At 32.1% G+C, this 17,019-nt stretch carries 16 protein-coding genes; 8 read left to right on the forward strand and 8 right to left on the reverse strand.

The window, feature by feature from the left end; genetic code table 11:
- Positions 1-234 precede the first annotated feature (234 nt).
- On the reverse strand, positions 235-1,173 hold the full coding sequence (locus tag H6622_16470) for an HD domain-containing protein (GenBank protein MCB9063120.1): 939 nt from the start codon (positions 1,171-1,173) through the stop codon (positions 235-237).
- A 174-nt stretch (positions 1,174-1,347) separates the two neighbouring features.
- On the opposite strand from H6622_16470, the gene H6622_16475 reads away from it, so the two are divergent.
- Positions 1,348-2,616 (forward strand): hypothetical protein, encoded by a 1,269-nt coding sequence (locus tag H6622_16475; GenBank protein ID MCB9063121.1) that lies wholly within the window; start codon positions 1,348-1,350, stop codon positions 2,614-2,616.
- A 177-nt stretch (positions 2,617-2,793) separates the two neighbouring features.
- Here the strand turns inward: H6622_16475 and H6622_16480 are convergent, their stop codons facing one another.
- Positions 2,794-2,934 carry a BspA family leucine-rich repeat surface protein gene (locus tag H6622_16480; protein ID MCB9063122.1) on the reverse strand — a complete coding sequence of 47 codons (141 nt, stop codon included), beginning with the start codon at positions 2,932-2,934 and terminating at the stop codon, positions 2,794-2,796.
- 184 nt (positions 2,935-3,118) lie between these two features.
- Between H6622_16480 and H6622_16485 the strand changes: the two genes are divergently transcribed.
- The 4 genes from H6622_16485 to H6622_16500 all read left to right on the forward strand — a co-directional run bounded on the left by H6622_16485 (position 3,119) and on the right by H6622_16500 (position 6,421).
- A complete protein-coding gene (locus tag H6622_16485; protein ID MCB9063123.1) occupies positions 3,119-3,886 on the forward strand; it encodes a hypothetical protein in 768 nt (255 codons plus the stop codon).
- A gap of 16 nt (positions 3,887-3,902) precedes the next feature.
- On the forward strand, positions 3,903-4,433 hold the full coding sequence (locus tag H6622_16490; GenBank protein MCB9063124.1) for a transporter substrate-binding domain-containing protein: 531 nt from the start codon (positions 3,903-3,905) through the stop codon (positions 4,431-4,433).
- 443 nt (positions 4,434-4,876) lie between these two features.
- Positions 4,877-5,398, forward strand: a complete 522-nt coding sequence (locus H6622_16495) for a peptidylprolyl isomerase (GenBank protein MCB9063125.1) — start codon at positions 4,877-4,879, stop codon at positions 5,396-5,398.
- A gap of 618 nt (positions 5,399-6,016) precedes the next feature.
- Complete coding sequence (locus H6622_16500) at positions 6,017-6,421, forward strand: hypothetical protein (GenBank protein MCB9063126.1); 405 nt, start codon at positions 6,017-6,019, stop codon at positions 6,419-6,421.
- Positions 6,422-6,619: 198 nt separating this feature from the next.
- Here H6622_16500 and H6622_16505 read toward each other — a convergent pair whose 3' ends face one another.
- The gene (locus tag H6622_16505) at positions 6,620-8,833 is read right to left on the reverse strand and encodes a CHASE2 domain-containing protein (protein ID MCB9063127.1); all 2,214 of its coding nucleotides are present in this window, start codon (positions 8,831-8,833) and stop codon (positions 6,620-6,622) included.
- 126 nt (positions 8,834-8,959) lie between these two features.
- On the opposite strand from H6622_16505, the gene H6622_16510 reads away from it, so the two are divergent.
- Both H6622_16510 and H6622_16515 read left to right on the forward strand, forming a co-directional pair.
- Positions 8,960-9,550 carry a response regulator gene (locus tag H6622_16510; protein ID MCB9063128.1) on the forward strand — a complete coding sequence of 197 codons (591 nt, stop codon included), beginning with the start codon at positions 8,960-8,962 and terminating at the stop codon, positions 9,548-9,550.
- Positions 9,551-9,639: 89 nt separating this feature from the next.
- Entirely contained in the window at positions 9,640-10,671 is a 1,032-nt protein-coding gene (locus tag H6622_16515; protein MCB9063129.1) for a hypothetical protein, read from the forward strand.
- On the opposite strand, the gene H6622_16520 is transcribed toward H6622_16515, so the two are convergent.
- The 4 genes from H6622_16520 to H6622_16535 form a co-directional block, all read right to left on the reverse strand.
- Entirely contained in the window at positions 10,630-11,601 is a 972-nt protein-coding gene (locus H6622_16520; GenBank protein MCB9063130.1) for a hypothetical protein, read from the reverse strand. The genes H6622_16515 and H6622_16520 overlap by 42 nt on opposite strands.
- Before the next feature lie 132 nt (positions 11,602-11,733).
- Positions 11,734-12,396 carry an SDR family oxidoreductase gene (locus H6622_16525; protein ID MCB9063131.1) on the reverse strand — a complete coding sequence of 221 codons (663 nt, stop codon included), beginning with the start codon at positions 12,394-12,396 and terminating at the stop codon, positions 11,734-11,736.
- An 11-nt stretch (positions 12,397-12,407) separates the two neighbouring features.
- The gene (arsC, locus tag H6622_16530; GenBank protein ID MCB9063132.1) at positions 12,408-12,758 is read right to left on the reverse strand and encodes an arsenate reductase (glutaredoxin); all 351 of its coding nucleotides are present in this window, start codon (positions 12,756-12,758) and stop codon (positions 12,408-12,410) included.
- A 35-nt stretch (positions 12,759-12,793) separates the two neighbouring features.
- Positions 12,794-14,980, reverse strand: coding sequence for a hypothetical protein (locus tag H6622_16535; GenBank protein MCB9063133.1), 2,187 nt, complete (start codon positions 14,978-14,980; stop codon positions 12,794-12,796).
- A 318-nt stretch (positions 14,981-15,298) separates the two neighbouring features.
- Here H6622_16535 and hemF point away from each other — a divergent pair, with 318 nt between their 5' ends.
- Complete coding sequence (gene hemF / locus H6622_16540) at positions 15,299-16,216, forward strand: oxygen-dependent coproporphyrinogen oxidase (protein ID MCB9063134.1); 918 nt, start codon at positions 15,299-15,301, stop codon at positions 16,214-16,216.
- Between the two features lie 11 nt (positions 16,217-16,227).
- Here the strand turns inward: hemF and H6622_16545 are convergent, their stop codons facing one another.
- The gene (locus H6622_16545) at positions 16,228-17,019 is read right to left on the reverse strand and encodes a hypothetical protein (GenBank protein MCB9063135.1); all 792 of its coding nucleotides are present in this window, start codon (positions 17,017-17,019) and stop codon (positions 16,228-16,230) included.

Consider the following 17,019-nt stretch of genomic DNA (forward strand, 5'->3'; position numbering starts at 1 on the left):
TTTTGAGTAAAGCAGGGTAGGATACCCTCGCCATACTTCTTTTCGATTATTTTTTTATCGCCTGACATAATGAGATCGTTTAATGCGAGTTGGCATAACTCTGGAGTGTATTTATGTTTTGTTTCTAAACAATTTTCCTTGTATTCGTAAGAGCTTTGGGGATGACCCCTAAAAGTTTTAGGGCCTAGTTCATCACAGACAGGCCCTTCGCTACAAGAATTTAACAGAATAAAGCTAAATAAGACCTTCAGTCTTAAGTACTTCTTTAAATTTATTAATAAGTCCAAGATCATAATTTCCAACTTCATCAATTGTGACCTCTTTAATTGCTTCTTTCGAAGTAAGTCCTTTTTCAATCATTCTTTTGTCATAACTGTTAACGAGTGAAAGAATTTCTTCCTCAGGAGTTAAAGAGTTTTTCTTATTAGGGCCTTTTCCTGATATCACTTCTTCGTGATTCATGATTAAGTCGCTAATTCGTTTATTAACATAAGGTTTTGAAGCAAGAACTTCAGCAGAAACATTTGGGTGAGTTCTGTATTTTATTTTTGTTTCATTAGGCAATTCACTCAAGGGTTTAAAGAAACACTCAACCATTTCATCACCGAGTGAAATTATTCCAATATCATGTATAAGTGCTGCTGTTGCTAAATCGTCTAACACCTCATCACTTAGGCCCATTTTCTCACCAAGTTTTGTCGAAAGAGCTGAAACATTCAGTGAATGCTTAATGATCATGTCTCCTTTCTCGGCCTCTTTTCCATAAATTTGTTTTAAGGCATCTGGATTTTTTGAAACAACTTGCCTCAAACTTCGTGCAGCATTTTCTGTCATGTTGTAAGCTGATTTATTTCCAGGATCTTTTTGCATTCTCTCAACAGCAGTCGAAGCAGCGCCTTCAACAATATTTACTTTTTCTTCTGTCGGCATATCTGCACTGGCGACAGCTTCAGCGAGTATGGCATCTAAAAATTTTTGATAGTTACTTTCGTCTTTATCTGTAATATAAAAACGTGCAACTTTTTGTTTTTTTAATTTTCCTAATAGATCTTCATTCAGGGCCTTACCGTTATCAAGATACTTTAAAAATTGTTCTTTAAAAAAAATATAAAGATCAAAAGTGATTTCTTTTCCTGGCTTAATTGTAGAAATCCTAAGGGGAGTAAAATCCATTGAAAAATCCTTTTAGATGATTTGTTATATAATAATATTTTATATTTTTTAGAATTTGTAGCAAGGGAAAGATTTTATCATATTGATTATTTTAGACTGAGTGATACTTGATATTTTTGGTAAAGTGTAAAAAAAAAGTAAATTATTCCGATAAGGTCAGATAAAGGAATAACTATGGCACATTACACTCCTATACATTTTTACTTAACATTTAATCCGCATTTAAATGATTATAATGATCCAGGTTATACTCAAGCTCATGAATTCTACGAATACATTATTGATCAAATAAAAAATACACAAAAAAAATATGCTTATTGGGGAAAAATGATTGCTAAAAATCGTGTAAGCAAAATGGACATAGGCCCTTTAGCAGAAGTAATAAAACATAATCAAAATCATAATCATGCAACTCACTTATACCTTACCGATTACAATGAATTGTGGGTTGGGAAAATTGAATCTGTTCACAGAACAATTAAAGATAAAAAAACTCTTTCATTCTATGACGGTAAAAATGTAGAACTTTGGTTCAAAATTTCCGATTTTGCCTTACTAGAGTTTCAAGGGGACGCAACCGCAAAAAAATTGTCTGAGCTTTATATAGATAATCAATACATGGATATTCAGATTGATGAATTGTCTCCATTTACCACTGGAATTAGATTTCCTGCTTTTGTACAAGACCTTTGTGAAGAAAATTTCTTCAATGGGTTTGAAAATGATGAATATTTAGCGCTAAAACCCAACCCAGCGATCAATGATTTTTCAACAGCAAATGTTGTTAAAAACATTACTTCATTGGCCATTCCACACAAAATCTTCGACAAAATCCCTAGAGGTGCAAAATTAGAAATTGAGCGAGCGGAAATGGATATGCTTGAGCGATCGAACCATAAACTCACTAATATTGCTTTTTCCTATATCAAATCACTAGAGATTGTTCTCAATGACCTTGTGATCCATCATTTGAAAAGATCTGGGCATGGAGAATCTTTTTATGTCGATGCTTCGAAAATGCCACCGAAATTATCACTAGAAATGCATCCAGGTTATATTTCATTAGAAAATTTTCAAAAAAATTTTTCAATCGGGCAGATACTCTATTTTATTGATAAATGCCAGGCCAGCAATAATTTTTCATTTAAAAAAGTTTTTGGAGAGAAAAAAAACTTCATCAATTATGTCTCAAATGAATTTTCTCAGATCTTAAACGAATATAAAATTATCCAAATTCGTGGAGTCCTGGCCCATGGAGATTCTCAAAAAATTGAAAATAATGATGCTCTTACAATAAGAAATCTCATCCTCGGAGTGGCCGATACAGGTCTCATCAATGCTCTCTATCTTAAATTTTACGGACAAGATTTTGCACCCATATCAAGTATTAAATCTCAATTACCAGCTCAAAAAACAAAGGCAAAACTTAAGCTTGTTGCTTGAAAAATTGGTCATCTTCTAAAATTGAGGTTTAATCGATTTTAATTTTACCACAATAGAGTTAAATCTGGATTGGTTCCGTTAAACTTACCCGTGATTTTTGTTTCATCTGTCTTATTGAAATTTCGTACATCAATTTAAGAAAGTGTTCCATTTATACCCATTTCTTCGAACATACTACTAAAACGAAAAAACACCAATGTTTTGTGTATTAAAATTTGAAATATTGAGACTCTTTAAACTATGTGATCCTTTGAACATCTTCACCATCGTTTTTATTTTTGATGTATTAAAACATGATACATTGATAATGCTTATCAAATTAGTTCCTATAAACACTTATTGACCATAATTTAATTCTTTCTGACTGTATACTAAAGTATTAAAGTTGGTGTTGCTAAGTCTCTTGGCAAAAAAGATAAAATTTTATTAATTTATATTTGTAGCAATAAATATAATTAAACACTAAAATAGAGGTGTATTACAAAAATATGAGGAGATATTAATGAAAAGACTTCTATTCTTAATGATATTGTTGAATGTTTCAAATAGTATACAAGCAGCAGAATGGTCAAATACAAATATTCAATTGTTAAGTGGCAATTCTTTTACTAATCCTTTTACTGGCAAAGACAATATAAAAAAAGAAACGCTCACTTTCGAGCATGTCTCTGGATGGGCATATGGAGATAACTTTTTTTTCCTCGATGTATTGAATTTTGATAATTGGGAGGGACAAGAGCTATATTTTGAATGGCACCCTCGAATAAGTATGGGAAAAATATTTAACTTTGCTAATAAAGATGTATTTCTTCAAGATGTTTATCTTGCAATGGAAATTAACAGAGGCGCAGTTGCTGGAGGAGCAGCTTCAGCAGCATATTTATATGGTATAGGGTTTGATTTTACAATTCCTGGATTCAATGTATTTGGATTGAATGCCTACATCAAAGACACTTTAAGCATTGATGCGATAGCATTTATGTTCACCACTTTTTGGGCAACTGATTTTATGCTAGGTTCTACTAGGTGGACTTTTAGTGGATATCTTGAATACCATACAGAGGAAAAAGAGAATGTTAATAATGTTAAAAAGGCACACATACAATTTGCCCCTCAGGTACTTCTAGACTTAGGTCATTTTTGGGGCGTAAAAGATAAAATTTTGGCAGGTACAGAATATATATTCTGGTCAAAAAAATATGGCGCAGAAGTTGGGAATTTAGAAAATACTGAAAGCAATTTTCAGATGATGTTGAAATGGAATCTTTAATTAATTAGGAATAAATATGAACAAATATATTTTTGTAACTGTACTTTTAATTTTAAAAAATTCTTTTGCGGGAGAATTTACAATAGGAGTTGAAAATTTGTCTTATTACCCACATTACACAATGGAAAGTGGTCAGTATGAAGGTTTTGCCAGAGATATTCTTGATTCCTTTGCAAAGGCAAAAGGACATAAATTTATCTACAAACCAGTCGTAGTTTCTGAGTTAACTAAAGATTTTATAAATGGAAAAGTCGACTTTAAATATCCCGACAACCAGTATTGGGCCAAAGATTTAAAGAATGGTAAAAAAGTGATTTATAGCAATTCAGTCACAGGATATATCGATGGTGTAATCAGACCGATTGGTTCAAAAGGCCCTATCAAAAGGCTGGGAACCGTCAAAGGTTTTACTCCTTGGGATTATAAAAGCGAAATTTCCTCAGGAGCTATAAAATTAGATGAATTTGAAAACCTCACTGCGATGCTGAACGCCTTAATTGTAGGTAAAATCGATGGCGCCTATAACAATGTATCTGTCTCAAAGTAAATTATAAGTTCAAAACTGAAAAAAAGTGACAAGATCGATTTCGATTCTAGCTTACCTCATACAAAATCAACTTATACACTATCAACTATTAAACACAAAGCAATCATAGAAGAATTGAATACATGGTTGTCTGATAACCAAGAACTTATTAAAAATTTTCAGAAAAAATATCGAAAATTATGTCTTTCTAAATCACAATCTCTTGATGGACTATGTATATAAAATGTTTTAAGGATCAGTACGAACTGTATTGATTTCTAAAAGTCGTTTTTTTGACTCGCGTAGATTACTTTACTAATGGAATATTTTTAGGTCATAATACAAATTATTATTAATATAAACTTGGGGTTTCTATGTTTAATGTTCTTTTCATGTTCTTTTCACTATCAATGTGTATTTATGGCGCCACAGATTTGTCAAAACTGGCCTTCAATGAAGAAAAAATGGGAGAACTAAAATCAGTTGAAAGCATACATTTAAAAATGGTAACAAACTATGGTGATATTACAATAGAACTCTGGCCCAAAAAGGCCCCACTCACTGTTAAAAATTTTATGAGATACGTGAACGAAAAAAAGTATGATGGGACAGTATTTCACAGAGTGATTAAAAAGTTTGTTTTACAAGGTGGAGGTCTGGATGAAAATCTTACTGCAAAAGAAACCTATCTACCAATTAAAAATGAAGCAGAAAATATGCTAAAAAATGATTACGGAACATTGTCTATGGCCAGAACTCAAGAAATAAATTCTGCCACAAACCAATTTTTTATCAATTTAAATGATAATCAAAGTCTAAATCATTTTAATAATACAGACCGTTATGGATATGCAGTCTTTGGCAAAGTGAACGAAGTATCCTATCAAACTCTAAAAGAGATAGAAAATGTAGATGTGACTAACAAAGGTATGTATAGGGATGTTCCAAAAAGTCCTGTGAAAATTCTTAAGATTGAGAAGATCTAATAAACTTTGACATACAAAAATCATGTCAATAGCGGGTTAATTTGAAATAAATTCTCGAATTCCGGATCCCAAAGAGAATGAATGGCAAATTATAAAAGTGAATCAAATATTTTTTTCAATCAACATTTTGTCATTCACAACTTTTTGTTAAATAAGAAAATAAGTAAGCGGTACATGATCCATCTGTTGACTTCATGGGATCTCTTTTTCTAAAAAATATTTTAATTCAGATAGTGAGCGTTAATCTTTTAAAAGCCCCCCATCCATAAAGAACAAACCTTGATTACTGAAATCTTGTATATATAAATGTGTTATATCGATAAGTACCTTTTTTTTTACCTATCACAGAATATTGTGTGTCAATCATTAGAAAAAGTGTCAACTACAAGACACAATTAAGTTGCTCTAAAAAATTTTGGCTGATTAATGAAATTAAGTACTTGGACGATACTGACGAATTCTTTACATATAATTTCTTTATCATTGTATCATTGTATCATTGTATCATTGTATCATTGTATCATTGTATCATTGTATCATTGTATCATTGTATCATTGTATCATTGTATCATTGTATCATTGTATCATTGTATCATTGTATCATTGTATCATTTTTGTATGCTTGCACGTTGGTTCAATTTTTTTATTCTTGTCTTTTTTTTATTACTTGCTTCTTGTGGCAAGGGAAAAATTAATATTAAGCTTTATTCATTAAACTCAAAAACAGCAAAATCCACAGCTTCAAGTCTTATGGGATCCTGGAATGGTTTTGGAGGGGCTGCCAACGACGTCGTTTTCCGAAATAACTACGTTTATTTGGCAAAAGATCTTAGAGGTCTTGAGATTTATAACGCTTCAGATTCTTCAAGTATTTTTCTTGTTGGAAGGTACGACACCGCTGGGGTTGCCTTGGGAGTGAGCTTATCAAGTGATTGGAATTATGCCTATGTGGCAGATGGCACCAATGGACTCGTGGTTGTAGATATTACAACGCAAACAAATCCAATTCTTTATAGTCCTTGACCTAAGAATGAAGAATTCTCCCGACAGACCTTTCTGACCCCCTATATACTCCGGACAATTTCCTCGTAAGGATTTTGTGTTAAAATTATTAAAAATGGTGTTATTCAATGAAGTATTCAGAAGAACCAAAGAATTTCAAAAAGGAATTACAATTTAAACACTCTCTATTTGGAATATATATTACAAAAAATGAAGAAGCTATTTGGTTGTGAAGGTAATAACTCCATCCCAATCTACATTTGGAGGGTTTTCTAAGTAATTCTGACAATATTCTAACATTCTTTTACAAGACTTATCTTCAGTGTATTTTTCATGAAGAGAGTTAAAAATTTCACGGGCCTTGTCAAATTGTTTGTTGAGATACAGCTCGAAGGCCGTATGATAAATTTCAAATGACTCAATATCAGTATAAAATGGGTGAAAATTATGCAAAACTTCGTAAATGGTTACAGCTTTTTCTTTACCTTTTACTCTCACTTTATCAAGCATACGAATTTTGAATTGCTGCCTTTGTTCATCACTTAAAGCCGCCAAAGTAAATTCTGAAATATTTAACTGTACGCCGTAGAATTTACAAAGCCCTTCAAGTCTAGCTCCTAAGTTCATATGGTCACCAAGGGCAGTATAATTAAAAATCAAATCACTACCCATATTCCCAACGGAACAGTCTCCCGTATTTAATCCAATTCCAAATTTAAATAGGGGATATCCATCCCTTTCAAACTCTTCATTGATAGCAGGGAGTGCTTCAATCATCGCGAGTGAGGCCTTAATAGCATAGTATGCATGATCTTTCACTTCGACCGGAGCACCCCAGAATCCAACTATAGCATCACCAATATATTTATCTAGAGTTCCATAATTATCAAAAAGTATTTTCGTCATTACTCCCATATAACGGTTTAAACAATGAGAGAGTTGTTCCGGAGTTAGTTTTTCTGATATTGTCGTAAAATCTCGAACATCTGAGAAGAAGACGGTGATATTTTTCTTTTCACCACCAATCTTAACCTGGTCAGGGTGAGCAAGCATTTGATCCACAATTGCTGGAGCTACATAACGTGAAAAAGTTCCTCTTATTTTACTTTTTTCTTTATTTGTTACATAAAAACTTAAAAATGTTTCCCAGGAATAATTTGAAACAACTGAGAAAATACAAAAGAATAACTTAATTTCATAACCGAACGGTGTTAGTTGAGTTATATCATAGTAAAGCATACCAGAGACAACGAGAATCATTGTCGAAACATCAAGTAGTGGATTTTTAAAGAACATGACTGTTACCATGATCAATGTTCCTATAATGAGCATCCACCATGAAATAGTTGTAGACTCATTTTTTGGTTGATAGTAATTACCAGTTAAAAGCATATCTACGAGATTTAGATGGAGATATATTCCAGGAGTTTGTCCTCCAACTGGAGTATGCCTCAAGTCATGTGCGCCAAAAGCTGTAGAACCTATAAAAACCATCTTTCCATTTAATTTATTTTTCATTGTCTGATCATTTTCATTTGAATCGAGAATATCTTGTATTGATACGAGCGAGAACTTGTCCATTGCTCCTCGCCAACGTATTTTGGTTTCACCAAGGAGATTGAGTTTTATGTCGCCCTTTTTAGTTTTTAAAAATGCCAGGTCTTGATTTTCCATTTGAAAAGTTGTCATATCTCCTGTGAATAACTGATATGATAAAAGTCCAAATGATGGGAAATAGAGTCCATCTATATTGGCCAGCACAGGGTAGTGACGAAAAATTCCATCAGTGTCTTCATGGGCACCGATATAGCCCAGGCCTGCTTCTGTATCGGCCAGTGTGTCTATCGGAAATGTAGATTGAGGAATTGTACTTTGATAGATTCCAATATTTTCCCCACCTAATTTTGAGTCAATGATATAGTTATATAACCAATGTGGAACTTCTTTGAATGGATCAACACCGCTACCACCAAGTGAATAGGGGAGAATAACTTTATTTCCTGGAATAGACTCGAAGCTTTTGATACTCTTTGCAAATACATTATCTGGAGACTCTTGATTACAAGCTTCTTCAGGCTCAGAAAATACGACATCAAAAGCAATTATTTTTGCACCATAATTCTTCATCTTTGACATAAATCTGGCCCAAGTTGTACGAGACCAAGGCCACCTACCAGTTTTATTGAGAGAATTTTCATCAATTGCAGCTAAAACAATGTCATCATGTCCTTTTTGATCTTTAATCACATATTGCATTCTATAGTCAAAGAAACGCTCTTCGAATATACCTGGGGCACTCAAAATCTTTTTTGTCGCACTATCAAGATTGTCACCAATTAATAATTCTCTATCTTGAGTTGCCAAGATAACACAAAATGCCGAAAACAATATTATAATTAAAGTACCAATATAACGGATCAGTTTCATTAACATAAAAAATTCCTCAATAAATCATAAAGTTATATCGGTTTTTTTTAATATTTTTTGAAATTTTTGTTATGATTACTATATGTGAAATAGTCAGACTTTTAGAAAAAAAAATTTACTTATAGGACATTTATGAAAAATTCTGTCGATATTCTGATAATTGATGATGATGAACTTTCTTCTAAAATTTTAATCAGTCAATTATCCAAAAATAAGTATATTATACAAAGAGCAAAAAATGGTACTGATGCTCTTGAATTAGTTGAGATTTCTCGTCCAAGAATCATTTTACTAGATATCCAAATGGAAGGAATGAGTGGAATAGAAGTGCTAAAAAAAATCAGAGAGAATTACACAGCAAGTGAATTGCCCATCGTTATGATTTCAACCATCTCCGATAGAGATACTGTTTTCCATTGCATCGCCGCAGGTGCCAACGATTTTCTATTAAAACCAATTGACCAACGAGTTGCTCGATCAAGAATTGAAGCACATTTATCAAAAAAGGAAGCACTTCTTTTATTTGAAAAAAACAAATCAATTCTTGAAACGCTAAGTTCAGTTCAGCAATTCACAAAATCTTTAGATAATGACTTTAAAAAATTAGAGTCTTTATTTAATGAAGTAATGACTGAGATACCTGATGACAAAAGTCAATTGATTAAAGATCAAATTAAAATGTCAAAAATTGTTCTGTTGAAAGTTTTAGAAAAATTGAAATGAACTCAATAAAAGAATAGTTGAGCGTAATTGTCAATTGAGTTAAGAAGATGTCAGATGACTCTGTTAAATTCAATTGCTAACGTTTAAGAATGAAGCTTTATATTTTTATTTTGTTAGCTTTTTGTTTTAACTGTTATTCTTTTTCAACATTGAATCAGCATGTTCATGTGACAAGTGATTTTTCAAATTCCTGTGAAGCAAATACTTACAAAAATTGGCAACAACTCTCGGAAAGTTTTATTTCACTGGCCTCGTTTGAGTTTATGCAGACACATCCAGGAAAGAGAATGATTGAACAAGCTTTGATTCGAAATTCACTGATTTCAAAGACCTATGCAGAATTTTTTAAAGAGGCCCAACGTTCTGAACAAACAGATATATTTTTCTGGACAGGATCTGCTGCTTTTGGATCCTATGCAGTTGGAAAAGAACTTATCCAGGCCTTCAAAAAACTTGCAGATTTAAATAAATACCCTACGAATTCAAGATTTATTCAGTATGTCTTGGATCAAAATGATTTTAAAGGAATAGGACAGAATTTATTTTATCTACATGATTTTTCACTTGCCTTAAGTCAGGCAAATTGGGCGATTTACAAAGATATTTTTTGGCAGTTTCTTGTCGCAAAAAATTGCGGAATAAAAACTGTAAAGAAACTAATTTCTGAGCTTAAAAATAAGTATGCTTACTCTACTGTAGTCAGTACTCATTATAAAAGACTCATCATGGCGTGGAGTCTAATTCAAAGGGGGATTAAATATAAGAGTCATGAATACATTGTAAAAGGCAATTTAAAAATATTATGGGATGAACAATATTTTGTATTGCAACCAATTTTATATGATCCAATTGCAGCGAAAATTGTTTCGGAATTGAAGATTTTCAACTCTCTGGCCACAGCAGGAGTAGATGAAGAAAATATAATGACTTTTAATGAATTTAGTGAAAAAAATAATCTTGAAGGAAATCTCGCAAATTTTCAAAATCGAATGCAATGGATGAATTACATGGTAAAAAAACATATTGCATTCTTCCAAGTCGTTGGACAAGATAATCAATTAGATAGAGTTTTTTCAAAACTAATTTATAACACTGATCTTGTTATTTCTCAGTATCTTTAAACGGTAATCTTCCAGAAATTTTTCAGTGTCGCCAAAAAAATCTTGTGGAATATTGTGTCGATAATAAGAGTCTTTGAAACATTCAATAATGCTCATTTTGTCTATTGATTCTTTAATTTGATCAAAGAAAAAAATGGCCTGTTCTATACGATCATCAGGATCGAGAAAATTATCAGTTCTCAGATAAGTTTCACTATCTTTAAAACAACTCAAATTGTAAGTGGTTCTTAAATCAAATAGTGGTTCCAGAAAATACTTTTCTGAGTTTCGAGAAGGTACATTTTGCAGTGTATATTTTAAAACAGAATGAAGTTTATCATATATTTTGTCTAGTTCAGGTTGAATGATAGATATATGTTCCCAATAGACAAAATTTTCAAAAATTTTGTGTTTGATCTTATCCGAAAGGATTGTTCCGCTAGAAACACTTTTGTGTATTGTAATAAAATCATTTAATATCTGATCAACATCAATGAGAACTTCTTCAAATTCGAGTGAAAAATCAGTAGCATCAATATCGTCATATGAAAATCCATTCATCGTCATCAATTCAGATAATCTGTAGGCAAAATAAAATCGCTGAAACATTTTTTGGTTTATTCGCCGAAGTGATTTACCCCAAAAGAGCCAATCGCTAGTAAGATCTTTAAAACCAATGCGATTAAAAAACTTAATGGCCCGCTCAGGACGAGAGGCCCTATCAATTCCTAAAGTCAAATGAGCAATAGTAATTGCAAAACTTAATTGTTTTTGACTATCATAAAAAATCTTGGCAAATAACAATGCTCTTTGCTCCATATCGTCTATTTCCCCAGACAGTACAAGACTTTCATTATAGAGATCTTTAATTTTCATAACTTGATCGTTGTTAAGTTTTGCAGGTAATTGGAAGGATAAAAGAATTGTTAAAGCAATATAAAAGAATCTCATAAGAAATTAACTCCTTGGGGGATGCGCGTTATTTCTATCAGTCACATACTTTTAAGAAGTAAAGAAAACAAGAGTTATTGTCAAATTGATTTTCTATTGGCCATCACCTAGATAATTAGACCCAGTTATTGATTACCAAGGAACTTTTTCACCATCGAATTGTAAAAAATTTCCAGTATCTCCAATTTTAAAATCATCTATGACCTTTAGTAATCCTTTTGCTGATTCTTCAGTTGTCATGATACCATTGTGGTTAGTCATGTCAGTTTTAACAAAACCAGGATGTAAAATTGCCACTGCTATTTCGCGTTCTTTCAAATCAATTGCCAAAGACCTTGACGCAGCATTAAGTGCTGCTTTTGACATCCGATAACCGTAATTTCCCCCAAGATCATTTTCAGATACAGAACCCATCCTAGATGAAATATTTGCGATTTTTCCACCATTTTCTATAAAAGGTAGCAGTTTCTCGCAAACCCTTAAGGCGCCAAGAGCGTTAACCGAAAATTGTTCAATCATAGAATCATAAATTAAAGTATCTAGATCTTCGTTTCTCTGAATGCCCGCATTATTGATGAGAAGTTTTATTTTTTTCCCTTCAAAATATGATGTCAATTTCTCAAGTGCATCTCGACTTGAAATATCAACTCCTGTGACGACTTCAACCCCATAAGAATCAAGTTCAGGTGTCGTTTTTCGACAAAGCGCCACTACGTGATCTCCTTTGTTCTTATACTGTTTACATAACTCAAGTCCAATTCCACGATTTGAACCCGTGATAACAACTAACGACATATTAACTCCCTTTAGATGAGATCCTTCATTAACTCTGGAGGTCTTCCAATAATTGCTTTGTTTTGCGATTCTAAAATTGGTCGTTCCAATAAAATAGGATTTTCAAAAATAGTCTTTGCCCATTGCTTAGGATTTAAATTTTTTTCTTTCAACTTTAGATCTTTATATATTTGCTCTTTTATTCTAATGCACTTTGAAGGTTCAAGTCCTATTTTTTGAAACAATTTTAACAAATCACTTTGTGTGGGTGGATTTTTTAGATATTCAATGATTTCAAAATTCTTACCTGATGCTTCTAGAAGCTTCAACCCTTCACGACTTTTTGAGCACTTTGGATTATGGTAATACTTTAACATTTTCACCTCAACTATTTAATAATACTATAACATTTATTATCTTAAGCAACGTTTTTTAACAAGGTTGATTCCATCATTCCCTCAAGTTGAGAAGTAAGTTCGTAATGATTTAGTTTAGAAGAGTATAACGCGTTAAGTATTACTTCGACAATACTCTTTAAATCTTGTCTTTTTTGAATATGTCGTAAAAACCTTTCCTTTGTAATATCTCTCCACGTGAGCATTAAATGGAGTAATATCGAAGATTCTTCTAGAGAATGATGTTCTTGAAATAAAGATGCAAATTCGTAAAACCCCTCAAATTGATTAAATTCAGCTAAAGACCAGTATAATACTCTTTGAACGGAGAAGTTTGAAATCCCTTTATGATGGACTTTGAGAAGATCTTTTATAAAAAGAGGGTTTCTGCTTCGTCCACAAATAAAAAAATAGGATGGTGAAGAGGTTTCAATTTTATGGAGTTTATCTCTAATAAAACGAATCGTATAAAATCTAGTGTCGTCAAGTAATAATCCTGATAAGCATGCATTTGCTGAAATCCTTGGAATTTCATGTCCTATGAATTCGCTGGCCATCCTTAACAAGTTTTGATTCTTAGTTGATGGAATAAGCTCAAGGATATGTGAAACGACTCTTTCATCTGAATCTTGTAGGGCCTTTATGAGCAAATCTTGTGAAATATGACTTTGCTTTTTAATTAAAATATTAAACGCAAATATTCTCACACTAAGATGAACATTGCCTTTTAAATTTCCTAATGCAATGGAGGTTACCCAATCGTAGATTTCATTCTCTCTAAAGTTTACAGCAAGCTGAATAAGTTCTTTTTGCTCATCAATATTGAGTTCAAAAAATCCATTCTGAGAAAGTGCAAGTGCATTTTGAGAGTTATCTTTATAAGCTTCTTCCAACAAACGCAACTGGTCAGATCCAGAGTGACATATATCCATTAGTTTTAAAATTTTAGTTGAGTCTTTTTGTTTTGAAATCGCACACTCTCCAAGAAATGAACTCACAAGTTCATACTGATCAGTTGAATTTTCATTTGAAAAATAATCTTTCAATTTATTTTTTAAATTATGTATTAAATAAATTCCTATCATTGTTAAAGACATGATCATTGCAAGTCCAATTTCTATTTTGATGTCATACTCAAACGCATTTATTAAAGTAAAAAATACTGTTGTAGTGGTCATGGAAATCGAACTGTAATAGAGAACCTGTTTACTTTTTAAAATAATTCTCTTGGCCCTTGTAAAATATGAAAAAAGAATATTGGTTGCAAATTCAAAAAAAGTCTTTTTGAAACTTCTTTGAATGATATCAAGAGCGATAAAACTTATTAAAAAAGGATTATAGATATTAAAAGAAACAATCGCCAAAACGGCCAAAGAATAAATAATTAAATAATTTAGTGGGGTGACTCTTCTTTTCTTAGACCAAAAATATAATAATGAATTGATAACAATTATGGCCAAACTAATTAACAAATTAAATTTGTAAATGATTGCTGTTCTTGCTTCATAACTTTGGATTTCTTCTTTTAACGCCATCGTTACCAGATATTCAGATCCAAATTTAACAAATCCAAAGACACTGAATAATAAGGCAAAGGCCCACAAAAGTCTCTTGTGGAGAGTAGATTTTTTTTGACCACTTTTTTCAGTTCTAACTTCAATTTCTTTAAATCTCATTGGAAGGAATCGGTAAGAATTGATAATTAATAATCCAATTAAACAAATTGCAGAAATAATATGCAGAAATTCAGGTCTGTAAATTTTAAACGTACTTATCACAACAAGACTTACAACAATGGCCAATTCATTAAAAACATTGGCCATTGAAAGAACTTTTGAAACGTCTTTACTGGATTGATAGCGCATACAAAATTCAGCTAAAGACCAAACGAATACTTGTGTTGTAAATTGGGCAAGTGTGTACCAGACAAAGGCCATTTGTGAGAAGTGCTGCCCAAGGACTAAAAGAGAAGAATGAAGCATAAAAAGTGTTAGAAGAATTTTTTTGAAGACAGCTGCAAATTTTATCTTTTTAGGAATTTTACTAAGTAACAAATGAAATAATCTAAAGGCAAATGCTTGCATATAAAGAATATAGACAGGATCATACTTATCTATAAAAAAGGCCAAAGAACCAACTGAGTTTACAATAATATAAACTCCAGTCAGAATGGAAGTGAAATAAATAAACAGAGTTTGATTCAAAAGCAAATATTTAGTCCTCTTTAGAAATATTTCCAATGACTTATCGGCGGATAATACCAGAATATTAAGGTCGGAATTATTTTGTTGTTTTGACTTAAGTGTTTGAAATATATAAGATTTGAATGAGTTTATTTATGCAAAGTGAATATTGTCCTTCTGGCCATTGTAAATCATGCCATTTTTTTATCACATTTGAAATTATTTTCAAATAAACTCAAGACTCGAACCAACAAGTTTAGATAACCCTAATCTTGCTAATACAAACATTACTTTGTGCATAAATTTAATTTTGCTATTAAACCTAATAATGTCTATATTATGCGCATGGGACATTTAGAGGGAATAAATATGGATATTAAGAGTGCAAAGAGTCAATTTGACGAACATGTTAGAAATTTACAAGATCAGATCACTTCTCGTCTAATGGGTTTTGATCCTGAATTAAATATGATTGAAGATTTATGGGATAGGGAAGATTTTATTGGAATGCCTGGAGGAGGGGGACGTACGAGAGCTTTTCAAGGTAATATAATTGAAAACGCTGGGGTAAACACTTCATGCATTTATGGAAAAATAAGTCCTGAGTTTGCAAAGAAGCTCAAAGCAAGCTCCGATGATTTATGGGCCAGTGGAATTTCTCTAATTATTCATCCAAGAAATCCTAAAGTTCCAACAGTGCATGCCAATTTTCGAATGATTCAAGCAGGTGATAAATTTTGGTTTGGAGGAGGGGCAGATCTAACACCTTATTATCCTCATGTTGAAGATTTTCGGTATTTCCATAATGTTTGGAAGCGGGCCTGCGAACCTTACCAATGCTATTTGGAAATGAAAAAAGAATGTGATCAATATTTCACAAATCACCATAGAAATGGTGAAATGAGAGGAATTGGAGGAATCTTTTTTGATCATTTTAATTCCGGAAATCTCCAAAATGATTTTAAAATGGTGAAAGATCTCTCTAATCATTTCATAGAATCATATTTTCCAATCGTTGAAAAACGAGTCAAAGAAGAGTGGACTTCAGAGGATGAAGAATTTCAACTCTATCGCCATGGACGATATGTGGAGTTTAATTTACTTCATGACAGGGGAACCTCGTTCGGATTGAAAACGAACGGTAGAACGGAATCTATTCTCATTTCTTTACCTGCTAGAGCAAAATTTGGTTATAATTACAAACCAAAACCAGGTAGTATCCATGAAGAAATGATGCAATTTTACTTTCCTAAAGAGTGGTAGAAGTTTAAATATTATTTTGTAATTTGACCCTCAATGGCCCTTGCAAAATTACTCCAAACAATTTCTGGTATTTTTAATTTCTTAATATTGGATAGGACTCCATTATTAAGAGCATAATAAACTCCCAGAATTGTTCTTTGTCCAAAAGGTAATTTGAGTGAAATTTCTCGGATGATCTGTCCTTTATACATTTCGGGAATAGAGCGCATTTCAAAAATGAGATTGATGAGGGGAGAGTTTTGATGGAATTCAGTGTTTATTGTTTCTGATAGAAGGAAAATCTTTCTTAACAGTGCTTTTGAAGGAGTGTAAAGCATGTCGAGTATATAAGATTTATCAAGATGTTTTTCGATTTCATCAGTATTTGGTATATTAAAATTGTAAATATCTCCGAGTTTTAACATAGTTTTAACTTTAACAAGATCTTTTTCTTTTGAGATCATATGCATAAGTCTGAATATATTGCTATCTTTTTCAGTCGATAGAGAAGGAACTCCGTAAGATTTTAAGATGAATTGTAAAATCTCATGTTCTTGAAGATTTGATTGGATATTACTTTGGAGAGAGTATTTGCTCAGATCGAGAATCGTTTGGAACTCTGATGAAGAAACCAGAATCTCTCTTCTGAGATAGGCCGCTAATTGTTTGTATTTTTTATTGAGAAGTGTTCGATGCTCAATTTGAGTGATAACCTCTGTTAAAGGAGTTTTTAAGAGTGTTGGGAGCAATTCATTTTCACAGTTTTGAGAAAAGACTGTAAATGTACAAAGGGTTAGAATAAGCATAAAAAAGTGTTTTATCAT

The organism is Halobacteriovoraceae bacterium (assembly GCA_020635115.1).
Taxonomy (GTDB): Bacteria; Bdellovibrionota; Bacteriovoracia; order Bacteriovoracales; family Bacteriovoracaceae; genus JACKAK01.